A 17,728-nucleotide genomic window follows, 5' to 3' on the forward strand; every position below is an offset into this window, starting at 1 on the left:
GATGATTTTAAAGTAAAGGAGACTTATTGTTTTGGAAGCAAAATGTATTAAATTCTATGAATTCGGAAGCCCGCAAAGCGTATTGAAAGTTGAAAGTAAAAACATTCAACGACCTGCTAATGGAGAAATCCTTGTGCGTATGAAAGTTCGCCCTATTAATCCATCTGACTTGCTACCAATTCGTGGGGTATATTCTCATCGAATCCCTTTACCTTCCATTCCTGGCTATGAAGGGGTCGGTATTGTAGAAGAGGTGGGTCCTTCAGTTTCTCAAGAACTAATAGGTAAGCGTGTTCTGCCTCTGCGTGGTGAAGGAACTTGGCAAGAATATGTTAGAACATCTGCGGAGTTGGCAGTTCCTATACCTCGTTCCATTGAGGATTATATTGCAGCACAATTATATATAAATCCGATAACAGCTTGGCTTACTTGTACAGAAGTATTAGCATTGAAACCGGATGATGTATTAATCGTGAATGCTTGCGGATCTTCTATTGGTCGTATCTTTACTCAGTTATCCAAGATTCTCGGTTTTCAGTTGATTGCTGTAACAAGAAACAATAAATATACGGAAGAACTACTTAAACTTGGAGCTTCTTATGTAATCAATACTTCGGATAGATCATTACATAATACCGTGATGGAATTAACGAATGGGCGTGGAGCAAACGCTGCTATTGATTCTGTGGGTGGAACAGATGGTTCAGAGTTAGCTTTTTGTGTTCAACCAAATGGAATGTTATTAACTATTGGGCTTTTATCAGAAAAGCCTGTAAATTGGGCGGAAATTTCAAATAGGACAAAAGTGAATGTTAAAATGTTTCATCTTCGGCATTGGAATCAACAGGTATCAGTACAAACTTGGCAAGAAACTTTTAACCTTTTGATAAATTTTATAAACGATAAAAGGTTGAGGTTTATGATGCCAGACTCTCACTATGACTTACAGGAGGTACAGGAAGCTATTCGTGTAACAGAATCCCCTATGAGTAATAGAGGGAAGATTTTTTTATCCAGTTAGCTACTAATTTTTCTTCTTCGAATATAAATCAGGCGGTTTTTAATAATGAGATCGTTTTTTAAAAAATAGTGGGATTGTTCTTTGAGAAAAGGAAAAAAAGAAGTTTTACTTTTAGTTTTCTATTTCGTAATTTTTATTTAAAGTACAGTCGGGTGCGTACGTTCATTCATTAAGAAGTATGGAAAAGTATTAATAAAAGTATCATTTGATTAAATAAGTTAAGAGCTTGTTTTGACAAGTCCTTTTTCAAAACATGCTTTTTCTTTTGTACGTTTATAAAGGTTAATAGTAATAAAATTATCAAACTTTATTTCAAACCTACTATTATTATCTGCTTTAGCTATCTTTCTCTCTTTTGCCTATAAAATGCGCATTGTTATAGATTACTTTCTGTTATCAATTTTTCTTTAAATTATAAGTAAGGAAATCAAAGTATAAAGCGATATATTAATTTCATAGGATTCCCGAACGCTAGAAGGACAAGCTACATAAAATATAGCAAGTCCGTACTATTTTATGAACTGAAGTGGGCTTAATATAAATAAGGGGCATAGCAATGATCAACTGGAAAGTGCGTTTTAAAAATCCGACGTTTATTTTTACAGTTCTTCTCCCTGGGCTTTTAATATTAACGCAAATGGTTGCAGCGTTCATTAATAACTTTATCCACCCGATTGGTTTTACCATTACCGATGATGCGCTGAATGGGGCGATGGGGATTATTAACTTTATTGCGCTTACATTCTTTGGGGTCGGCGGTGTGGTTGATCATACTACTAAAGGTTTAAGCGACAGTGATGAGGCTCGAAAATATGAGGAACCTAAGTAATTGGACGAACCTTTTTCTACTAAAAATATAGAAGAAACCAGATGTCACCGTTTATTTTATGTAACGGAACATGTGGTTTTTTTGTTTTTAATCATTTCCCGCCAGAAGACTCCCTCTTCAAGCGTGTGAAGGGCGAGAGCCCAACGGTAAGGGGGAGATGAATGGCGGTTGGCATAAGCCAAAGTAATCTTTTGACAAACATACGTTCGATGGTTAATAATAACTATAAGGGGGTGAAACCAATGGTCGTAAACAAAGCTTATAAATTTCGAATCTATCCAACTAAAGAACAACTAGTTCTAATCAATAAAACGATCGGCTGCTCCCGTTTTGTCTATAACTTCTTTTTAGGCAAACAAAAGGAGAAAGATGCCTACTGGTATATTTGTGAAGAAATGAAGCAGAACGGCCAATTACCCTCTAATGAATGGAAAGGTTCTTTTCTGAATAAATACGCAACAATCAAAGAACTTCCAGCTTTAAAGAAAGAGTATTCTTTCCTGAAAGAAGTAGACAGTATTGCCTTACAGAAATCGGTGGAAAATTTAGCAGATTCCTATAGTCGATATTATAAAAAGCAAAACAAGTCACCACGCTTCAAATCGAAAAAGAATCCTATCCAGTCCTACACGACTAAACATACGAATGGAAATATCGGAATGATTGGAAACAAAATCAAATTGCCAAAACTCGGTCTAGTTCGTTTTGCTAAAAGCCGCGAAGTCGAAGGGCGAATCATCAATGCCACAATCAGGCGGAACCCTTCGGGTAAATATTTCATTTCCGTTTTAGCCGAAACCAATGTACAAGTACTTCCTAAAACGAATCGTTCGTGCGGTGTAGATGTTGGTTTGAAGAACTTTGCTATTCTTTCAGATGGTACGGTCTATCAAAACCCAAAATTCTTCCGGACGGTCGAAAAGAAATTGGCCAAAGCACAACGGATTCTTTCAAGGCGACAAGAAATAGCCTTGAATCAAAATAAACCATTGGCTGAAGCTAAAAACTATCAAAAACAAAAACGAAAAGTGGCTATCCTACACGAAAAAATTTCAAATGCCCGAATGGATTACTTACATAAAGTTTCTACCGAAATCATCAAAAACCACGATGTTATTGGAATGGAAGACTTGCAAGTGTCGAATATGATGAAAAATCACAAACTAGCTAAAGCTATTAGTGAAGTATCTTGGTACCAATTCAAAAAAATGTTGGAATACAAAGCAAAATGGTATGGTAAACAAATCGTGACCGTATCTAAAACGTTTGCTTCTAGCCAATTGTGTTCTAGCTGCGGTTACCAAAATAAAGACGTTAAACATCTGAATCTTCGTGAATGGGATTGTCCTTTTTGTTCTACTCACCACGATCGAGATATTAACGCAGGACTCAATCTAATGAATGAAGCCATAAGGCTTCTAACCGTAGGAACTACGGGAGTAGCCTAATTAAAAATTGGCCGATAGGCTAATGTTCTTAGGAATCCCCCACTTCAATCAGACCGTAAGGTCGATAAGTGGTGGGTAGTTCAAATATAGAACTTATGGTGAATAAACGAAGATGGTAGAAATAAAAAAGGATTTTAGGAATCAAATCAAAACTTCATCATATATTTAAAATTGTGTTTCATTTACAGATTGGGGAGGAAAAAGAATGAGTCTTAGTTTACCAGTTTCAAAATGGCTTGTAGCAATTGTTTCACTTGTAGCATTGGTTGCAGCATTTATTTTCGGTCCAGCTAATGCATCAGCATCAATCAACTATGGCGATGAAGTGGCCGCCTTAGCGGAGAAGCAGGTGGGGAGCCCATATAAATATGGAGGAACGACACCAAAAGGATTCGATGCAAGCGGGCTTACACAGTATGTTTATAAAAATGCAGCGACAGAAATGAAAATTCCGAGAACAAGTGCAGAACAGTATAAAACCGGTAAAGCCGTGAAGCAAACAGACTTAAAAACAGGTGACTTAGTGTTCTATGCAACTGGCACGAAAGGAAAAGTCTCATTTGTGGGGATCTATAATGGAAAAGGTACATTTGTGGGAACCACAACAAAAGGTGTAAGGGTAGTTAAAATGAGTGACAAGTATTGGAAAGATCGATATATTGGGGCTAAACGGGTCATTAAGTAAAAGCTCAGATATTCATAACGGATACTTTATAATATGACTAGCAAAAAGAGCATCGAAAATCTGATGCTCTTTTTGCTAGTCTCGGATAGTTGAAAAACACTTACTCAATGATAATATCTGTTAATACAACATTACCATTTCTAACCTTTACTATAGCAACTGAAGGTTTAGCCAAAGCGTCTGTTTCCATTTCCTTAGCCTTTTCTTGGGATGCATAATAATTGTCTAGGCCGTATCTAATCTGAACAGTTGTAGCTCTTTTTAAGTCATAAGGAATTTCTAATTCTCCTTTTAGATAAACACCTTTGCTGGGTTTTTCTTTCGTTACTAAATCGACTTTATATAGACCATCATTGCTTTGTTTTAGTATTACATATACCTTTTTATAATCACCCATATTTCTTGTTTTAAACTCAGAAATAACAGAGTCATCAAGTTGTGAAGGCTTAACGGTCTCTATTTCGTAATTCAGAGCCACATAGCTACCCCGGAACAGGTCCGTCGGGTCGACTGGAGCGGTTTTGATTTTGATTTCCTCTCCGGTCATGGTAGTCCAGACGGGAGGAATCGCCAAGACTAAAAGAATCAAGATTGGAATGGAAAATACGATGAGCGGTCGGAAGAATAGATTATTCTTCATTGAAATCGCCTCCTTTTTTCCGTTGGTTTTCAAAGAAGAAGCCAAAACCAATAAGCATGATGCCGCCGATTATGAATGTAAGCGATTTTGGCAGGAAGTCAAAGGAATCAATATAGTATCTAAAAATCAGTGCACATATTATCACAATGCTGGTTAAACTGCCCTTTAGAATGAGGTAAAGCAGGAAAATAAAATAAGCTATAGGGAACCATATCGAAAATTCAAAGGTAAGGAAGAGTGCGGTGATTCCATGTAAGATATGCCCTTGTATGTGGGTGGTGCTTTGTAATTTAGATGGAAATGGAAGATACGCCAGTATGATTCCCAATACAAACAGAATGGAAAGGACGATCGTATTCGACTGTTTAAAATCTAACTTTGGCACAAATTCCATTAGAAATAAGGCGATTGTATTGATGGCTAATGCGTTAATAAAAAAGCCCAAGGCCTTAGGATAATCGAATTTTTTTAATAGAATATATAAAAAAGGTATAAATACAAGAATGGCAAGCGGGTAAGACGTTTCATCAAGGAATATACTTCCATTAATATAAATGAAAAGCAGAAAGGAAGTAAAAAGAAGGATGAAGACGTCTTTTAAATAGTAACCAATGAATACTGTTCCAATGGCCCATAATAAAAAGGAACTGTTGAAATTGATGCTAATGTTAAACATCTGCTCAACTAGAAATATGCCTGCTCCGAATATCAAAATTCCAACATAATGTAAACTCCGGGCTGTTTTGGGAAAGCGTTTCTGCCACTTAACACCAGCGAAGTTTACTCCAATTAGACACGCAATTATTATTAGGAATTTAACTCCCTTATTTAAATATATCCAGTTACTGGCGACGAAGGTTAATACCCCAAGACCTAAAAGAAGCGCCCCGATGGATAATAAAATAGTAATGAAACTTAAATTATCCTTCACATCATAGGAACCTAGCATCTTTTCTTTTTCTTGCTCAGAGATAACTCCTCCTGTTTCAAGATACTTAAGTTCGTGTTCAAGAAAATCAAACTGCTTTTTCGTTATTTCTTTTTTTGTCAAAGTAGTTCCTCCTTCCATATATTTCTATTATATAACTTATTCTCCGTTAGCTATTAATATATGTTTAATTTTCTCTTACCCTCTTTTGATAACACTTAACAGAATAACAATAAATTGCATTCCTGATTGGTTAAGCAGCAGTCTGCTCAAAGCATAATTAAAATAAGATAAGAACAAGGAAGAGGGTGAGCGTTAAAATATTTTTACAGTACCTTGCAATAAACAGTAGCATGTGGTAAATTATTTACATAAGATGTATTATTCGTTGTTTGGTACTGTTTAATGAATAGTACCAAAACATTCAAGAAAGGAGTGATGGTGCATTGAATGTACAATTTAAAAAAGGTGTCTTGGAACTGTGTGTCCTTGTGTTGTTGGATAAGCAAGACCGTTACGGCTATGAACTTGTTCAGAAGATTTCAGATCAAATCGAGATATCGGAAGGTTCGGTTTATCCACTGTTACGAAGATTAACGAAGGAAGAGTATTTTACGACATATTTGCAAGAATCAACAGAAGGGCCGCCGCGTAAGTATTATAAGTTAACCGAGAAAGGCCGAGAATACCTTCACGAATTGCTGACAGAATGGAACGAGTTTTCTAATGGAGTCAATCAATTAATCAAGGAAGGTGCGGGCAAATGAATAAAGAACAATTTTTGAAACAATTGAATGCCTCATTAGTAAGGCTTTCTCAAGAGGAACGGCAGGATATTTTACAAGATTACGAAGAGTATTTCGCGGTTGGGATGGAAAAAGGAAAAACGGAGCAGGAAATTTCAGCATCCCTTGGAAATCCGAATCAAATTTCCAAGGAACTAACGGCATCTTACCGTCTTGATCAAGTCGAGCAAACGACTTCTGCTGGAAATGTCATGCGAGCCGTTTGGGCAGTTATTGGTTTAGGTTTTTTTAATTTAGTAATTGTATTAGGACCTTTTATTGCGCTGGTAGGGGTTGTTATTGCAGGATGGGCATCAGCGATAGGCTTCATTCTTGCCCCGTTTGGCGTACTTATTAATCTAATTATAGGCAACTTTCAATTATTTGATTTGTTCTTTGCATTGGGTCTTTGCGGAATTGGAATTTTCATTGCCATGGGGATGTTTGTCGCTACAAGTGCTTTAACTAAAGGGTTTATTCGTTATTTGAAATTTAACGTTTCCCTTGTGAAAGGTGGTCTGAAACATGATTAATATCAAAAAATTATCGATTATTGCACTTGTTCTGTTATTAATCGGTGTAGTAGGGAGTTTGTTTACATTTTCTCAAGTGACGAATAAGGAAACGAATACAGAGGAAAAATCGATTTCAGATGAGGTAACGGACGTAGAGGTCATCTCTGACAATGCAGCTGTTGAAATCATCCCAACGACAGGTACGGATACTAGTATAGAGTTAGTATCAAAAGGTGTGGATGTTTCTAAGCTGAATTTTTCTGCAGATGTGGAAGGAAAGAAACTTAAGGTTACATTAAAAGATCGACGCTCCTTTAGCATTGGTTTTCAAATTCAATCATTACATTTAAAAGTGTATGTGCCTGAGAAATCTTATAAGTCGTTTGTCGTTAAAAGTGATAATGGAAAAGTACAAATGGCTGAATTGGACATAAAGAGTCTGAACGTGGAATCACAAAATGGCCGAGTTGAATTAAAAGATATAATATCTGAAAAAGTTGAAGTGAAATCTGCTAATGGAAAAGTAGATCTTAATAATGTAGAGGGAAATCTGATAGGGTCCTCGGATAATGGAAAAATTTCCCTTGTCACAAAAGACTTGGATCGGAATATTCAATTGGAAAGTGACAATGGCAAAATTATGATTACAACAGATAAGGAGCCGACCAATACAACCTTTGATGTTCACGTTGATAATGGAAAAATCGATATTCTCAATAAATATGAGGGAAATGTTGTTATTGGTAAAGGTGAAAATTTGGTTAAATTAGAAACAAATAATGGGAAAATTGAGATAACAAAATAGCAACAAAGCGAGAAAAAAGCCGATTCCATTTGGAATCGGCTTTTTTATTTAAGCAGCCATTTTATCTTCTTGAATCGGCTTAGGCTTATGATAATACCTGTTTAAGAATGAACCATAAACGGAAGCGAGTATTTGTTGGAAAAGAGTACCGAGAATGACAGGAACAGCAACGGCGGCTGGGAAATAAGCAACGGCAAGAGCAGCTCCTGCAGCGATATTTCTCATACCTCCTGTATAGGTGACGGTAATAATCTCTTCTTTTTCCCACTTCAGGAATTTCCCGACCATCCAGGATAATAGATAACCAGAAAAGGCAATAAAGAAGACCATAATAGCCATTTTGATTAATTTTGCATCGATATGACTTAAATATGGAGCAACTTTCGCGCTGTTTAAGGTCACACATATACCAAGTGCCATTTTAGAAAAGGGAGCTAAACGAGGTCCAAGCATCGGTTTTATTTTTCCCTTGGTAATCTGATTCAGCACCATCCCAATCAGTGAAGGAATGACAACCATGCCGATTAACCCTTTCATGATTGCCATGGTATCCATTTCAACCGATGTTCCGCTGAAGAAAGCAACGCTATACGGTACAATAATCGGTGACAAGAGCGTATCGATTAAGACAATCGTCAAAGTGAGCAGGGTGTTCCCTTTGTAAATGGATACCCAAAGCAAACTGGTAACACCAGTTGGAATCACAACACCTAGAACTAAACCAGTTATGGTTAGATTGTCTCCAGGAAACACCAGGTGTCCAAGTAGCCAGGCCCAAATTGGCATGACAATATGCAGGATACAAAGGACCACAATTATCGGTAAGGGATTGGAAGCGATACGCTTCAATGAACTGAAATCCGATCCTAAACTTCCGGAAAATGTAATAAATGCAAAAATCCAAGGGACGAGGAATATATAGGAATCTAAATAACTGGCAAGCAATACGCCGACCACTACACCAGTTGGCGTGATAAAAGGCATGGCCTTTTCAAGAAAATGATTTAACTTCTGTAACAACGAATTTCACTCCTAGCCAAATACGTATGATGATAAAGGCAAGCTGCTTCGTACTATCATGTTTGTAAAATCCCTGTGAAAGTCCCAGCAAAGGAAGTTTCACACTATCATCTGTAGATCAGGTGGAGAAGAACAAACGAAGTTTTTAATAATAATAGAAGGTGCTGATAGTCTTTTCGTTTTTCATTTTATCATAGCGGGGGTAATTTGCTATGGTGCGGTTTTGATATTGTGGAATAAAATTGCCACAGTTTTTTGTTTATTATGGGTAATAAATCCATTAGAGTCGAAAACTCTTGTATCCTTGGAATGGATATACATTTTAAGCAGGAGCTTTATTTTTTTCGTTTCTTCTATACGGTCAGGCATTCCATATGCTTTTGTAATTCGTGAAACCATGGAATAGCTTCTTGTTTCTTGAGTATCTTCATTATTCTCCTTTTTTTATGAAAATAGAAATCATAAACTTTACTTTGAAAAGATGATCTTCTTTATGGGGAAAAGGGGGTCCTGCATTCATCCCCTTATTCATAACCATTCTTAGTTCCTTTGTTAGTAAAGTGATTTAGACCCTTTCTTTAGACCCTTTAATAACTTTTTTGCCGAAAGCCTTGGTATGACTGATTCGAATAGAAACTATCAGGGGAAAGAAGAGCATCATTTAGTTATCCACAGTATGTTAGGCACTATTCACAGTTTAAAGAGTTCAATGCACACCCGGATGAAGGGTGTCTACAGTCAGGGAAAAGCTAATTCACAGAACAACTAAAAAATTATCAGTCCTCAAAATCAGAAAAAGGGAGGGAGGCAGCTACATAAAGGAATAGGTATTGGAGTGGAATGGAGAAAGGGATTTTTATGCATGACAAAAAACACTCGCCCAAAAGCCAGTGTTTCTGTTAGCCATATTTTATCCTAATTTTTCATATGATCTTTTTGGATAGCAAAATAGGATCGTATGGCTTCTTTTTTCTGTTTCAATACATCTAGGACGGATTCGTTATTATTTACATTTTGGTACATCGTAATATGTTTCCCAAGTTGTTCGTATGTATGCTTTTTAAGTGAGTTGAGGTAATCGGAAATAGACTGATCCTTTTTTAGAATTCGCTTTTTTCCGCGTATAGACTTTTGATCAGTATCTTCTGTACCTACTATGACAGAATTCACGCGTGAGATCACCCAATCTTCGCACCATATGCTTAGTGTTCTATGAATCTTAAACGCCTTGTCATGCTTCACACGGATCATTTCAATATGCTCATTCACTTCTATATAATCCACATTTCTCGCTAAAGATCCCTCCGAAATTCCGCGGTGCAAGTGTTCGCGCTCCATTAAGTTTTTAATGCAGGCAGCCTGGTGTGCATACGTGGCCAATTGTTCCAGTGCTTCATTATAAACGATTGTACTAAAATAAGCGGAAGCCTGTTTTGGATCGGCTAATAAATGCTTTTTGTTAGACAGGACTTTACCGAACTTTTTAAGTGAAGTGCTATACACAAATCGAGCCAATTTTAACAAATCATCTTTTATAGGTCCATGTGCAGCTTTAAGAAACGAACGGTAGATATATTTTCCGACCCGTTCTAGCTCCATACAGACTTTATCTTCTATATATTCAAGGAATCCCGCTTCATAAATTGTTTTCCGTACCAACATCCTCTCCGTACGATTTTCAAGATAATCCTTCAACATTCCTTCTTTGAAAGAAGCTAAAATGATTTCTTTCCGTGTGAAAACGGAGCTGGCAATAGTAAAGGTTACCATGTCGCCTAATGTTTGGTTAACCGTTTCCATGGCATCAAGTACATCCTGTCTTTTGAAAAGGGAACATTCTGAATGGACAATTTCATCGTAGTGCAGCGAGACCTCTTCAGATTTATTGACAGACATATTGAATGCTGCCATGAGCACGAGTCTCTTGGAGGGCAGGGATAGGCTTCGGAAGGCATTACTATAGAAGAAACGGTATTTTTTACAGTATCGGTCCTTTTTACTGTTGAAGCTGAGACTGCCTGTCGGCCCAAGATTGAATTTATATTTTGTTATCTCCTGTTGAATGGGAAGGAAGATTTTTCGGCCGCATCCAACTTGTGGGGATGAAAATTTCTTGATGATCTTTTTCAGATATTTTTCAGTCGTTCCAATTCCTTTAGCCATTTTGTGGAGCGGACTCTGAATCACACCATCCCAATCCATATGAAGGAGGGAATATAAACATGTGTCGAACTCTTTGGAGGATACATGGCGTATTAAATATCGGTAGGTTTCTTCATAAATCATTGTTTTCGGCTCCTTTTTTTCACAAGTCAAAGGCTATTTTGCTTTCACAGTCTATATAAACTTTTAAAAGGAAAAAGTAGCATGCCTTTAAAAATAAAATGGAGCCAAAGAAAACGATACCTAAAATGAATTTAGTGAATGCAGATATTATGGGAACCTTAACAATTGGAAAGGCAGCTGCAGCCGGTAAAGAAATAGTAAGTGCGCATACAGATGGGCAACATACCATATGCTTCTTAGGGGATAGAATAAACGCTAATGTAAAAACATCCATTACTCCTAAATTATGAGATTTTTGTGTATGTACATATCATTCTTTTATGTTCATGAAGATTAGAAAACTTGGTCCAGTTCCAAGCTGGGCTTATCATTTTGAATTATATTTAGGCACACGAAATAAATCATTCGCTTATTGTATCTATTTTTAGTAAACTGGCAATAACTATTTGGATTAGAAGGTGAAGGAAAATGAGGGAAACCTTAGTGGATGAGCGGGTAAGAGGTTCTGATAAAATATGGACACGTGACTTTATCATGATTTGTTTGGCAAATCTGTGTATTTTCATGGGTTTCCAAATGACGATGCCGACCATCCCGCTGTTTGTTGAGCAGCTTGGAGGGGACGATCGCCTAGTAGGGGCTGTCCTAGGGATTTTTACATTTTCCGCTCTGCTTGTTCGGCCAATTGCCGGAAAATTATTGGAAACGAAAGGAAGACGTATTGTTTTTCTTATCGGGTTAGCCATTTTCGCTATATCCGTGGGTTCCTTCGGTTTTATGGGGAGCATCGGATTGTTATTTTTAATGCGCATTGTACAGGGAGTCGGCTGGGGTTTTTCTTCAACAGCTTCTGGCACCATCGCCTCTGACATAATTCCGGCCAAACGCCGTGGCGAAGGGATGGGGTATTACGGATTATCGGGCAATCTAGCACTCGCATTCGGTCCATCACTGGGGCTTTTTCTAGTTACAGTCCTTCCATTTCAAGAGCTGTTTCTGATTTGTTCTTTGTTAGGATTGTTTGCTGTAATAATGGGATCGATGATTCGATATCAAAAAGTGGAAGTAAATCCGTTAACTGCTGTGGCTGTAAAGAGGTTTGATATTTATGAGAAAAGTGCCCTGCAGCCATCTCTGCTTATTTTCTTTATTTCCGTTACATTTGGTGGAATCGCAACTTTCCTGCCACTTTATACAGCTGAAAAAGGTGTGAGTGGAATTCAGTGGTACTTCTTGCTTTATGCAATGGCTCTCATGGTCACGAGATTATTCTCTGGCCGATTATATGACAGAAGAGGCCATCGGGCAATCTTTGTGCCATCAACAGTGCTCATCATGACAGGTATGCTCCTGTTAGCTTGGATGCCAAGTGAAGCGGTTCTATATATAGCTGCGGTGCTTTATGGATTTGGATTCGGTTCAGTTCAGCCGGCCTTGCAGGCATGGTCGATTGAAAAAACAGCACCCAATCGTAAAGCGATGGCAAATGCCACTTATTTCTCATTTTTCGACCTTGGAGTTGGTATAGGAGCTATTGTTTTCGGACAGATTGGCTACCTTTTCGGCTATCGGAGTATCTATATCACAGCAGCTGTCTCGATTTTCATTTCGATTATAGTTTATATTTGGATTGTTAGAAGTGAGGGTAAGTTAAAAATAGTATAGAAATTTTGGATGACTCCATTGAGGGTTATCTTTTTTTTTGTAGCAAAGTTTGCCCGATTGAATGGAAATGGTTTTTGGTAGATTTAAGGGGTTATCCGACTTGGATACTAAATATATAAAAAATGGAAAAACTTTGTTATTATCTAAAAGAGATTATACATACGATAATATAAGGTCTAAGTGAAGGAAGGGGAATCTTTGGATGGATGATTCTTCAAATGAAGAAATGACATTAGAAAGAAGGAAGCAGATTTTCCAAGAAGAGCTTGAAGTTTTATGGGAAAGGCGGCTCATCCCAAAAACAGAATATATACGGATTAGCAGGGCGTATGATCGGCATTTTCAAAGAGCCCTTTATAAACAAAAACGATTAGATAATGAAAAAAAGCAAGCTAGTCTCAAAGCAGGGACAATATTGAAAAGTGAGGCAGCTGAGAAGAAGGTTCAAGATAACCTCGTTAAAGATGAAGAATCACATCAAGAAGGAGTACAAGGGATACCTATATTTGACGAATCAATAATGAATGATAATAAGGTTTCGGATGTCCCTAACGAACCAGTTATAGTAGAAAGACCTGAACTGGTCATCGCGAGCATCCCTGAAAGGAAACCTGTTAATCAACAGCGGGTAATCAAGCAGGAGAAGCCTGTTCAACCAATAAGGCCAAAGAGAACACCCGAGCAAATCCGGGAACGGAATATCTCTGTCGTCCTGCTCACGGGGGTAATTTTACTTCTATTTGGAGGTTTAATTTTGGCAACCTCATCATGGGGGAATTTGAATGCGGTTCTGAAGGTGTTTTTCATAGGAATGGTATCCGTCGTTTTCGCGGGAATGGCCTTTATCGCCTGGAAGCTGAAAATTAAGCAGACGGCTTTTGCTTTCCTGACGCTTGCAGGATTATTTATTCCAATTACGATTTTATCAGCTTCATATTATCAGATATTTGGAGAGTACTTATCGCTTAATGGTGAAGGGCGGGCTCTACTTGGTTTTCTTGGAGGATTACTTTGCTTTGGCATATATTTCAAGATTGCTGATTACTTTAAGTCGAAAATATTCATTATCATATCCATATTAACGTTTGCTGTTACCTGTTACTTCGGTTTTGCTTTTGCGACTCCAACGATTGAGTGGATGTTTTTGACGGTTAGTGTCCTTAATCTATTGCTTTTATGGAATGTTGAACAGTTGAAAAATAGGAATAAATTAGTGTTATTCAAACCGTTCATTTTTCAATTCATCCTGTTTAAAATCATTGTGGAAACCTTTGTTATTTTGACATTATTTTCAAGTAACCTGGTTTATTCGATAACATTGATTTTCATTTCTGTTTTGTTTTTAATTTTTGCAGTCAAATTTCAAAAGAAATATTATGAAATTGCTTTTAGTGCTATCTTCACTTACGGATATATCCATTTTGTTTATAATTTATTTTTCAATGAATTCATGGTCATTGCTTTTGCACTTGTGACAATCATTTTTATGGCGCTTTCGACTTATATGGCTAAAGCAAAGGAACCTAAGTTATCCAAGAACTTTATGTTTACCAGTTTGATTGAGAGTGGAATCGTTTTTTTATATATAAACGCGATGGTTTATCAGGAAAACTATGCGCAAATTTTTGTTGCGCTTATGATACTATCTGCTCAGTTTGTCTATGTTTCACTTCAATCGAAAAATACGAGCTTCACGTATCCAGCTGTTGTTGTTTTTAATTTAGCATTTGTATATCTTTGCTTTGCTTTTCAATTCTCGTTTACTACTGTTTTAAATCTAATATTCGTGCTTCAGGTTTTCAAGTATATTGGGCTGTATTTATATAATCGCCACCCAAGCTACAGCCTATTTAAGCAAAGTGTCTTATTTATCTCTCCAATGATAATGGTGGGGGTATTAACTAGTAAATTGATTGAAATGGATTGGCTTGCTGTTAGTGCAGCTCTCGTCCTGATTTCTGGACTTTTCTTTATTACCTATGTAAAAGATGATACAAAATCTATGATGGAAACAGCCGTATATGGATTTCCGATTTCTTTCGTATTAGCGTTGGTTGCCTTCTATTCATATTTGTTGGAAGGTAGCGTTTGGGTCAGTTCAAATATCACTGTCAGCCTTTATTTAATGGGGACAGCACTGATTTCAATCGGAGCGGCCTACGCTTTAAAGAGTAGATTTCCAATATTCTTTCCTGTCTTTATCTATAGTGGACAGATTCTTTCCTTCCTTGCTTTTATACTGATTCCATACAGTGAGTTGAATCCAATGGGCGTAACGGGTTTAATTACTATGGCAACTGCAATAAACGTATGGTCTGTTCATGTACACCTGAAACATATATTCTGGCTGCCCGTCATTATTACAAGTGCCAGCCTATATGGTTCGCTTTACGATGTTTTTGATTTTAACCAGGTGATATTTAAGATTGGTTTCTCGTTGTTTGGTCCTTTTATCTTTTTCATTGTAGGAGAATGGCTTGGGAAATATTCAAAAAATGGGAGACTATACTTTCTTTACTCCAGCCATCTTGCAAATTTAGTGGCGATACCTGTTGGATGTTTACTCATTGTCCATACGAATAGCTCGCCGTTTCTATATGTTACGCAGCTATTGATATATATCTTAAGTGCCTTACGTACGAAAGTGAAATGGGAAAAATACGTCTTTACGTACCTTGGGTTTTCAGTGCTTTTCTTACAAGTGCTTCTGTTTTTATCCAACGTGGAACAAATAAAATTTGTTACTTCGATTTGCTTGATGATTACAGCAGGAATCATTACCATTCTATGGGCAGTATCTAATAAGAACTGGAAAGATATCATGGAATATTACCTCATTCCATTCATTCATTTGGCGGTCAGTGTTTCGATATTTGAAACGGCAATCCGTGATTTCCCACTAAATCGGGAGATCATTTGGGTGGGGTTTGTGACTGTACAGATTGTGTTTTCCTGGTATCTGCTCATGAGAAGGAATTGGCAGAACTTTGTTGTGGTTCCTCTTATCCTCGCTTTCATTTTCTATGCGATGTTTGTAAATAGTTTACCTCTGGTTATGGGGATAGTTGTACTGTTTGCATGTGCAGCTGTGATGGTATTTGCTAGCCGTCGCTATTTTAAAGGGCTAATTAAACAAGAAGGTAAAATGAGGTTCATTGATTATTATAGGGTATACGGCTTGTTATTTTTGATTTATATGAATGTGAAAGTTTTAATGACCGAAACAGGTTATGAAATCCTAGGAATTTTCGTTTCACTATTGTTGCCGAGCTACTTTATCCTGATGAGAGGCTTCACAATTCATGCGAAGGAAAGAAACATCTATTCAGGTATAGCGACTGTCGTCAGCCTATATCCGTTTATGAACATCCAAGATTACGCGCACAGACTCCCGATTTTTACGAGTATGGCTGTTCTTTTCGTCTGTATGATAGGGATGTTGTTGCTAAGCAGACGCTATTCCAAAGGACTAATCAAGAAGAACGGATCAGGCACCACAATTGATCCTTTTAGGATTTACGGTTTGTTATTTTTGATTGATATGAATGTGGAAGTGTTTACGAATGAAACAAAATATCAGGTGCTTCAAGTCTTAGTATCGCTCTTGATAACGGGCTACTTCATATTACTGAGAAGCTTTACAGGCGAACTAAATGAACGGAAAATCTACTCCAATATTGCAGCAATCGTCAGTCTGTATCCTTTCTTAAGCATTATGAACTATGTTCACACCCTTTCGATTGTATTAGGATTGATTGTTCTTTTCATCTGTATGTTAGGAATGGTAATGCTAAGCCGTCGCTATTTCACAGTATTGATTAAGAAAGAAGAAACAGGCGCAACGATTGATGTTTTCCGGATTTATGGTCTTTTATTTTTGCTGGCCATGAATAGAGAAGTACTAGTGAATGAAACGACATATCAGTTACTGCAAGTCTTTGTATCACTCTTGATAACGGGCTACTTCATCCTGATGAAAAGCTTTACAAGTAATGTGAAGGAAAGAGATATCTATGTATGGCTTGCTGGAATTCTAAGTTTGTATCCGTATTGGATCATCATTAAGTATGCAGACACGTTAGCTCTTCCGATTGGCATCACGCTCCTTTTCGGATGTACGACCATAATGGTGATACTAAGCAAGAGATATTTTAAAGGAATACTAACGAAAAGCGAAATTGGCCTTAGTATGGATTTTTACCGGGTATATGGGCTGCTGTTTCTTTTTGCAATGAATATAGAGGTTCTGATGAGTGGATCAGTACATTTCATTCTAGAAGTTTTCGTAGCACTTCTGATTCCGGCCTATTTCATCTTGATGAGAAGCACGACGACTGATCGAATGGAAAGAAAAATCTATTTGGCTGCCGTTATATTGCTTAGTTTGTATCCGTATTGGGTCATCGTCAATCAATTTTCGATTCCTGCTGTCCTCGAGGTAGAGACCGAGATTCTGCCACTGTTTATTGTCAGTACTATATTATTGAGAAAAATCTTTGTTAAAGGCAAAACTACGCAATATATCGAGATTGGAATTGTCTTTCTTTTGTTTTTAGTCTTGATTGGTGATGCAATGGCAAGCAATACCTTAAATGATGCACTTATTATCGGAACGATTTCATTATCAGCATTGCTCTTTGGATTCATGATGAAATACAAATCGTATTTCATAGTAGGGACCGGGACAATTTTATTCAATATTTATATGAATACGAATTCGATGTGGAGTGAGATGCCATGGTGGCTGTATTTGATCATCGGCGGAGGGGTGCTTATCGGAATTGCTTCCTTTTTTGAATGGAAAAAACAAAAAGACAATAGGACATCGAAGGAAGTTCTTGAGAAAAATAAACAAAGAATTAAAAATTGGTTCAATCGATGGAATTAATAGAGCTTAACTAAACTAAGGCAGTAGCCAAAGGCTTTTGCTTAAAGGAGTAAGAAATGAAATTTTCAGTATGATTCAGTTAAAGTGCCTCCTTTAATAAAGGGGGCACTTTAACATTGGTGCATCTATTATTGATGAAATTCATATTTCGGGTGACTAGAAAATAATAGACCTCAATTTTTTAGGAGGCTCATTTCTTCTAATCTCTAATAC

General features: G+C 37.2%; 14 protein-coding genes. 10 read left to right on the forward strand and 4 right to left on the reverse strand.

Features of this window, described 5'->3' with window-relative positions; genetic code table 11:
• Window positions 1-31 precede the first annotated feature (31 nt).
• The 4 genes from NST21_RS03320 to NST21_RS03335 all read left to right on the forward strand — a co-directional run bounded on the left by NST21_RS03320 (window position 32) and on the right by NST21_RS03335 (window position 3,983).
• On the forward strand, window positions 32-1,021 hold the full coding sequence (locus NST21_RS03320) for a zinc-dependent alcohol dehydrogenase family protein (RefSeq protein ID WP_340887722.1): 990 nt from the start codon (window positions 32-34) through the stop codon (window positions 1,019-1,021).
• Between the two features lie 556 nt (window positions 1,022-1,577).
• Window positions 1,578-1,850, forward strand: a complete 273-nt coding sequence (locus NST21_RS03325; RefSeq protein WP_053344448.1) for a phage holin — start codon at window positions 1,578-1,580, stop codon at window positions 1,848-1,850.
• Window positions 1,851-2,092: 242 nt separating this feature from the next.
• Complete coding sequence (gene tnpB, locus NST21_RS03330) at window positions 2,093-3,298, forward strand: IS200/IS605 family element RNA-guided endonuclease TnpB (RefSeq protein WP_340887724.1); 1,206 nt, start codon at window positions 2,093-2,095, stop codon at window positions 3,296-3,298.
• A 205-nt stretch (window positions 3,299-3,503) separates the two neighbouring features.
• Window positions 3,504-3,983 carry a C40 family peptidase gene (locus NST21_RS03335; protein WP_340887726.1) on the forward strand — a complete coding sequence of 160 codons (480 nt, stop codon included), beginning with the start codon at window positions 3,504-3,506 and terminating at the stop codon, window positions 3,981-3,983.
• A 100-nt stretch (window positions 3,984-4,083) separates the two neighbouring features.
• Here NST21_RS03335 and NST21_RS03340 read toward each other — a convergent pair whose 3' ends face one another.
• A complete protein-coding gene (locus tag NST21_RS03340) occupies window positions 4,084-4,623 on the reverse strand; it encodes a GDYXXLXY domain-containing protein (RefSeq protein WP_340887728.1) in 540 nt (179 codons plus the stop codon).
• Window positions 4,613-5,674, reverse strand: coding sequence for a DUF2157 domain-containing protein (locus NST21_RS03345; protein WP_340887729.1), 1,062 nt, complete (start codon window positions 5,672-5,674; stop codon window positions 4,613-4,615). Before NST21_RS03345 ends, NST21_RS03340 begins: the two co-directional genes overlap by 11 nt.
• Before the next feature lie 323 nt (window positions 5,675-5,997).
• On the opposite strand from NST21_RS03345, the gene NST21_RS03350 reads away from it, so the two are divergent.
• Genes NST21_RS03350 through NST21_RS03360 form a run of 3 tightly spaced genes read left to right on the forward strand, consistent with a single transcriptional unit; the run spans window position 5,998 to window position 7,656 of the window.
• A complete protein-coding gene (locus NST21_RS03350) occupies window positions 5,998-6,318 on the forward strand; it encodes a PadR family transcriptional regulator (RefSeq protein WP_053344452.1) in 321 nt (106 codons plus the stop codon).
• Entirely contained in the window at window positions 6,315-6,869 is a 555-nt protein-coding gene (locus tag NST21_RS03355) for a DUF1700 domain-containing protein (RefSeq protein WP_201254222.1), read from the forward strand. Before NST21_RS03350 ends, NST21_RS03355 begins: the two co-directional genes overlap by 4 nt.
• The gene (locus NST21_RS03360) at window positions 6,862-7,656 is read left to right on the forward strand and encodes a DUF4097 family beta strand repeat-containing protein (protein WP_340887733.1); all 795 of its coding nucleotides are present in this window, start codon (window positions 6,862-6,864) and stop codon (window positions 7,654-7,656) included. The genes NST21_RS03355 and NST21_RS03360 overlap by 8 nt, the downstream gene beginning before the upstream one ends.
• 48 nt (window positions 7,657-7,704) lie before the next feature.
• On the opposite strand, the gene NST21_RS03365 is transcribed toward NST21_RS03360, so the two are convergent.
• Window positions 7,705-8,676: a bile acid:sodium symporter family protein gene (locus tag NST21_RS03365; RefSeq protein WP_340887735.1), complete on the reverse strand. Its 972-nt coding sequence runs from the start codon at window positions 8,674-8,676 to the stop codon at window positions 7,705-7,707.
• A gap of 915 nt (window positions 8,677-9,591) precedes the next feature.
• A complete protein-coding gene (locus NST21_RS03370; RefSeq protein WP_340887738.1) occupies window positions 9,592-10,962 on the reverse strand; it encodes a hypothetical protein in 1,371 nt (456 codons plus the stop codon).
• Between the two features lie 98 nt (window positions 10,963-11,060).
• Here NST21_RS03370 and NST21_RS03375 point away from each other — a divergent pair, with 98 nt between their 5' ends.
• From NST21_RS03375 to NST21_RS03385, 3 genes are all read left to right on the forward strand, one after another.
• Entirely contained in the window at window positions 11,061-11,252 is a 192-nt protein-coding gene (locus tag NST21_RS03375; protein ID WP_056522234.1) for a hypothetical protein, read from the forward strand.
• Between the two features lie 178 nt (window positions 11,253-11,430).
• On the forward strand, window positions 11,431-12,627 hold the full coding sequence (locus NST21_RS03380; protein WP_340887739.1) for an MFS transporter: 1,197 nt from the start codon (window positions 11,431-11,433) through the stop codon (window positions 12,625-12,627).
• 202 nt (window positions 12,628-12,829) lie between these two features.
• On the forward strand, window positions 12,830-17,515 hold the full coding sequence (locus NST21_RS03385; protein WP_340887740.1) for a hypothetical protein: 4,686 nt from the start codon (window positions 12,830-12,832) through the stop codon (window positions 17,513-17,515).
• Window positions 17,516-17,728 lie beyond the last annotated feature (213 nt).

The organism is Peribacillus sp. FSL K6-1552 (assembly GCF_038005205.1).
GTDB classification, from domain to species: domain Bacteria; phylum Bacillota; class Bacilli; order Bacillales; family DSM-1321; genus Peribacillus; species Peribacillus butanolivorans.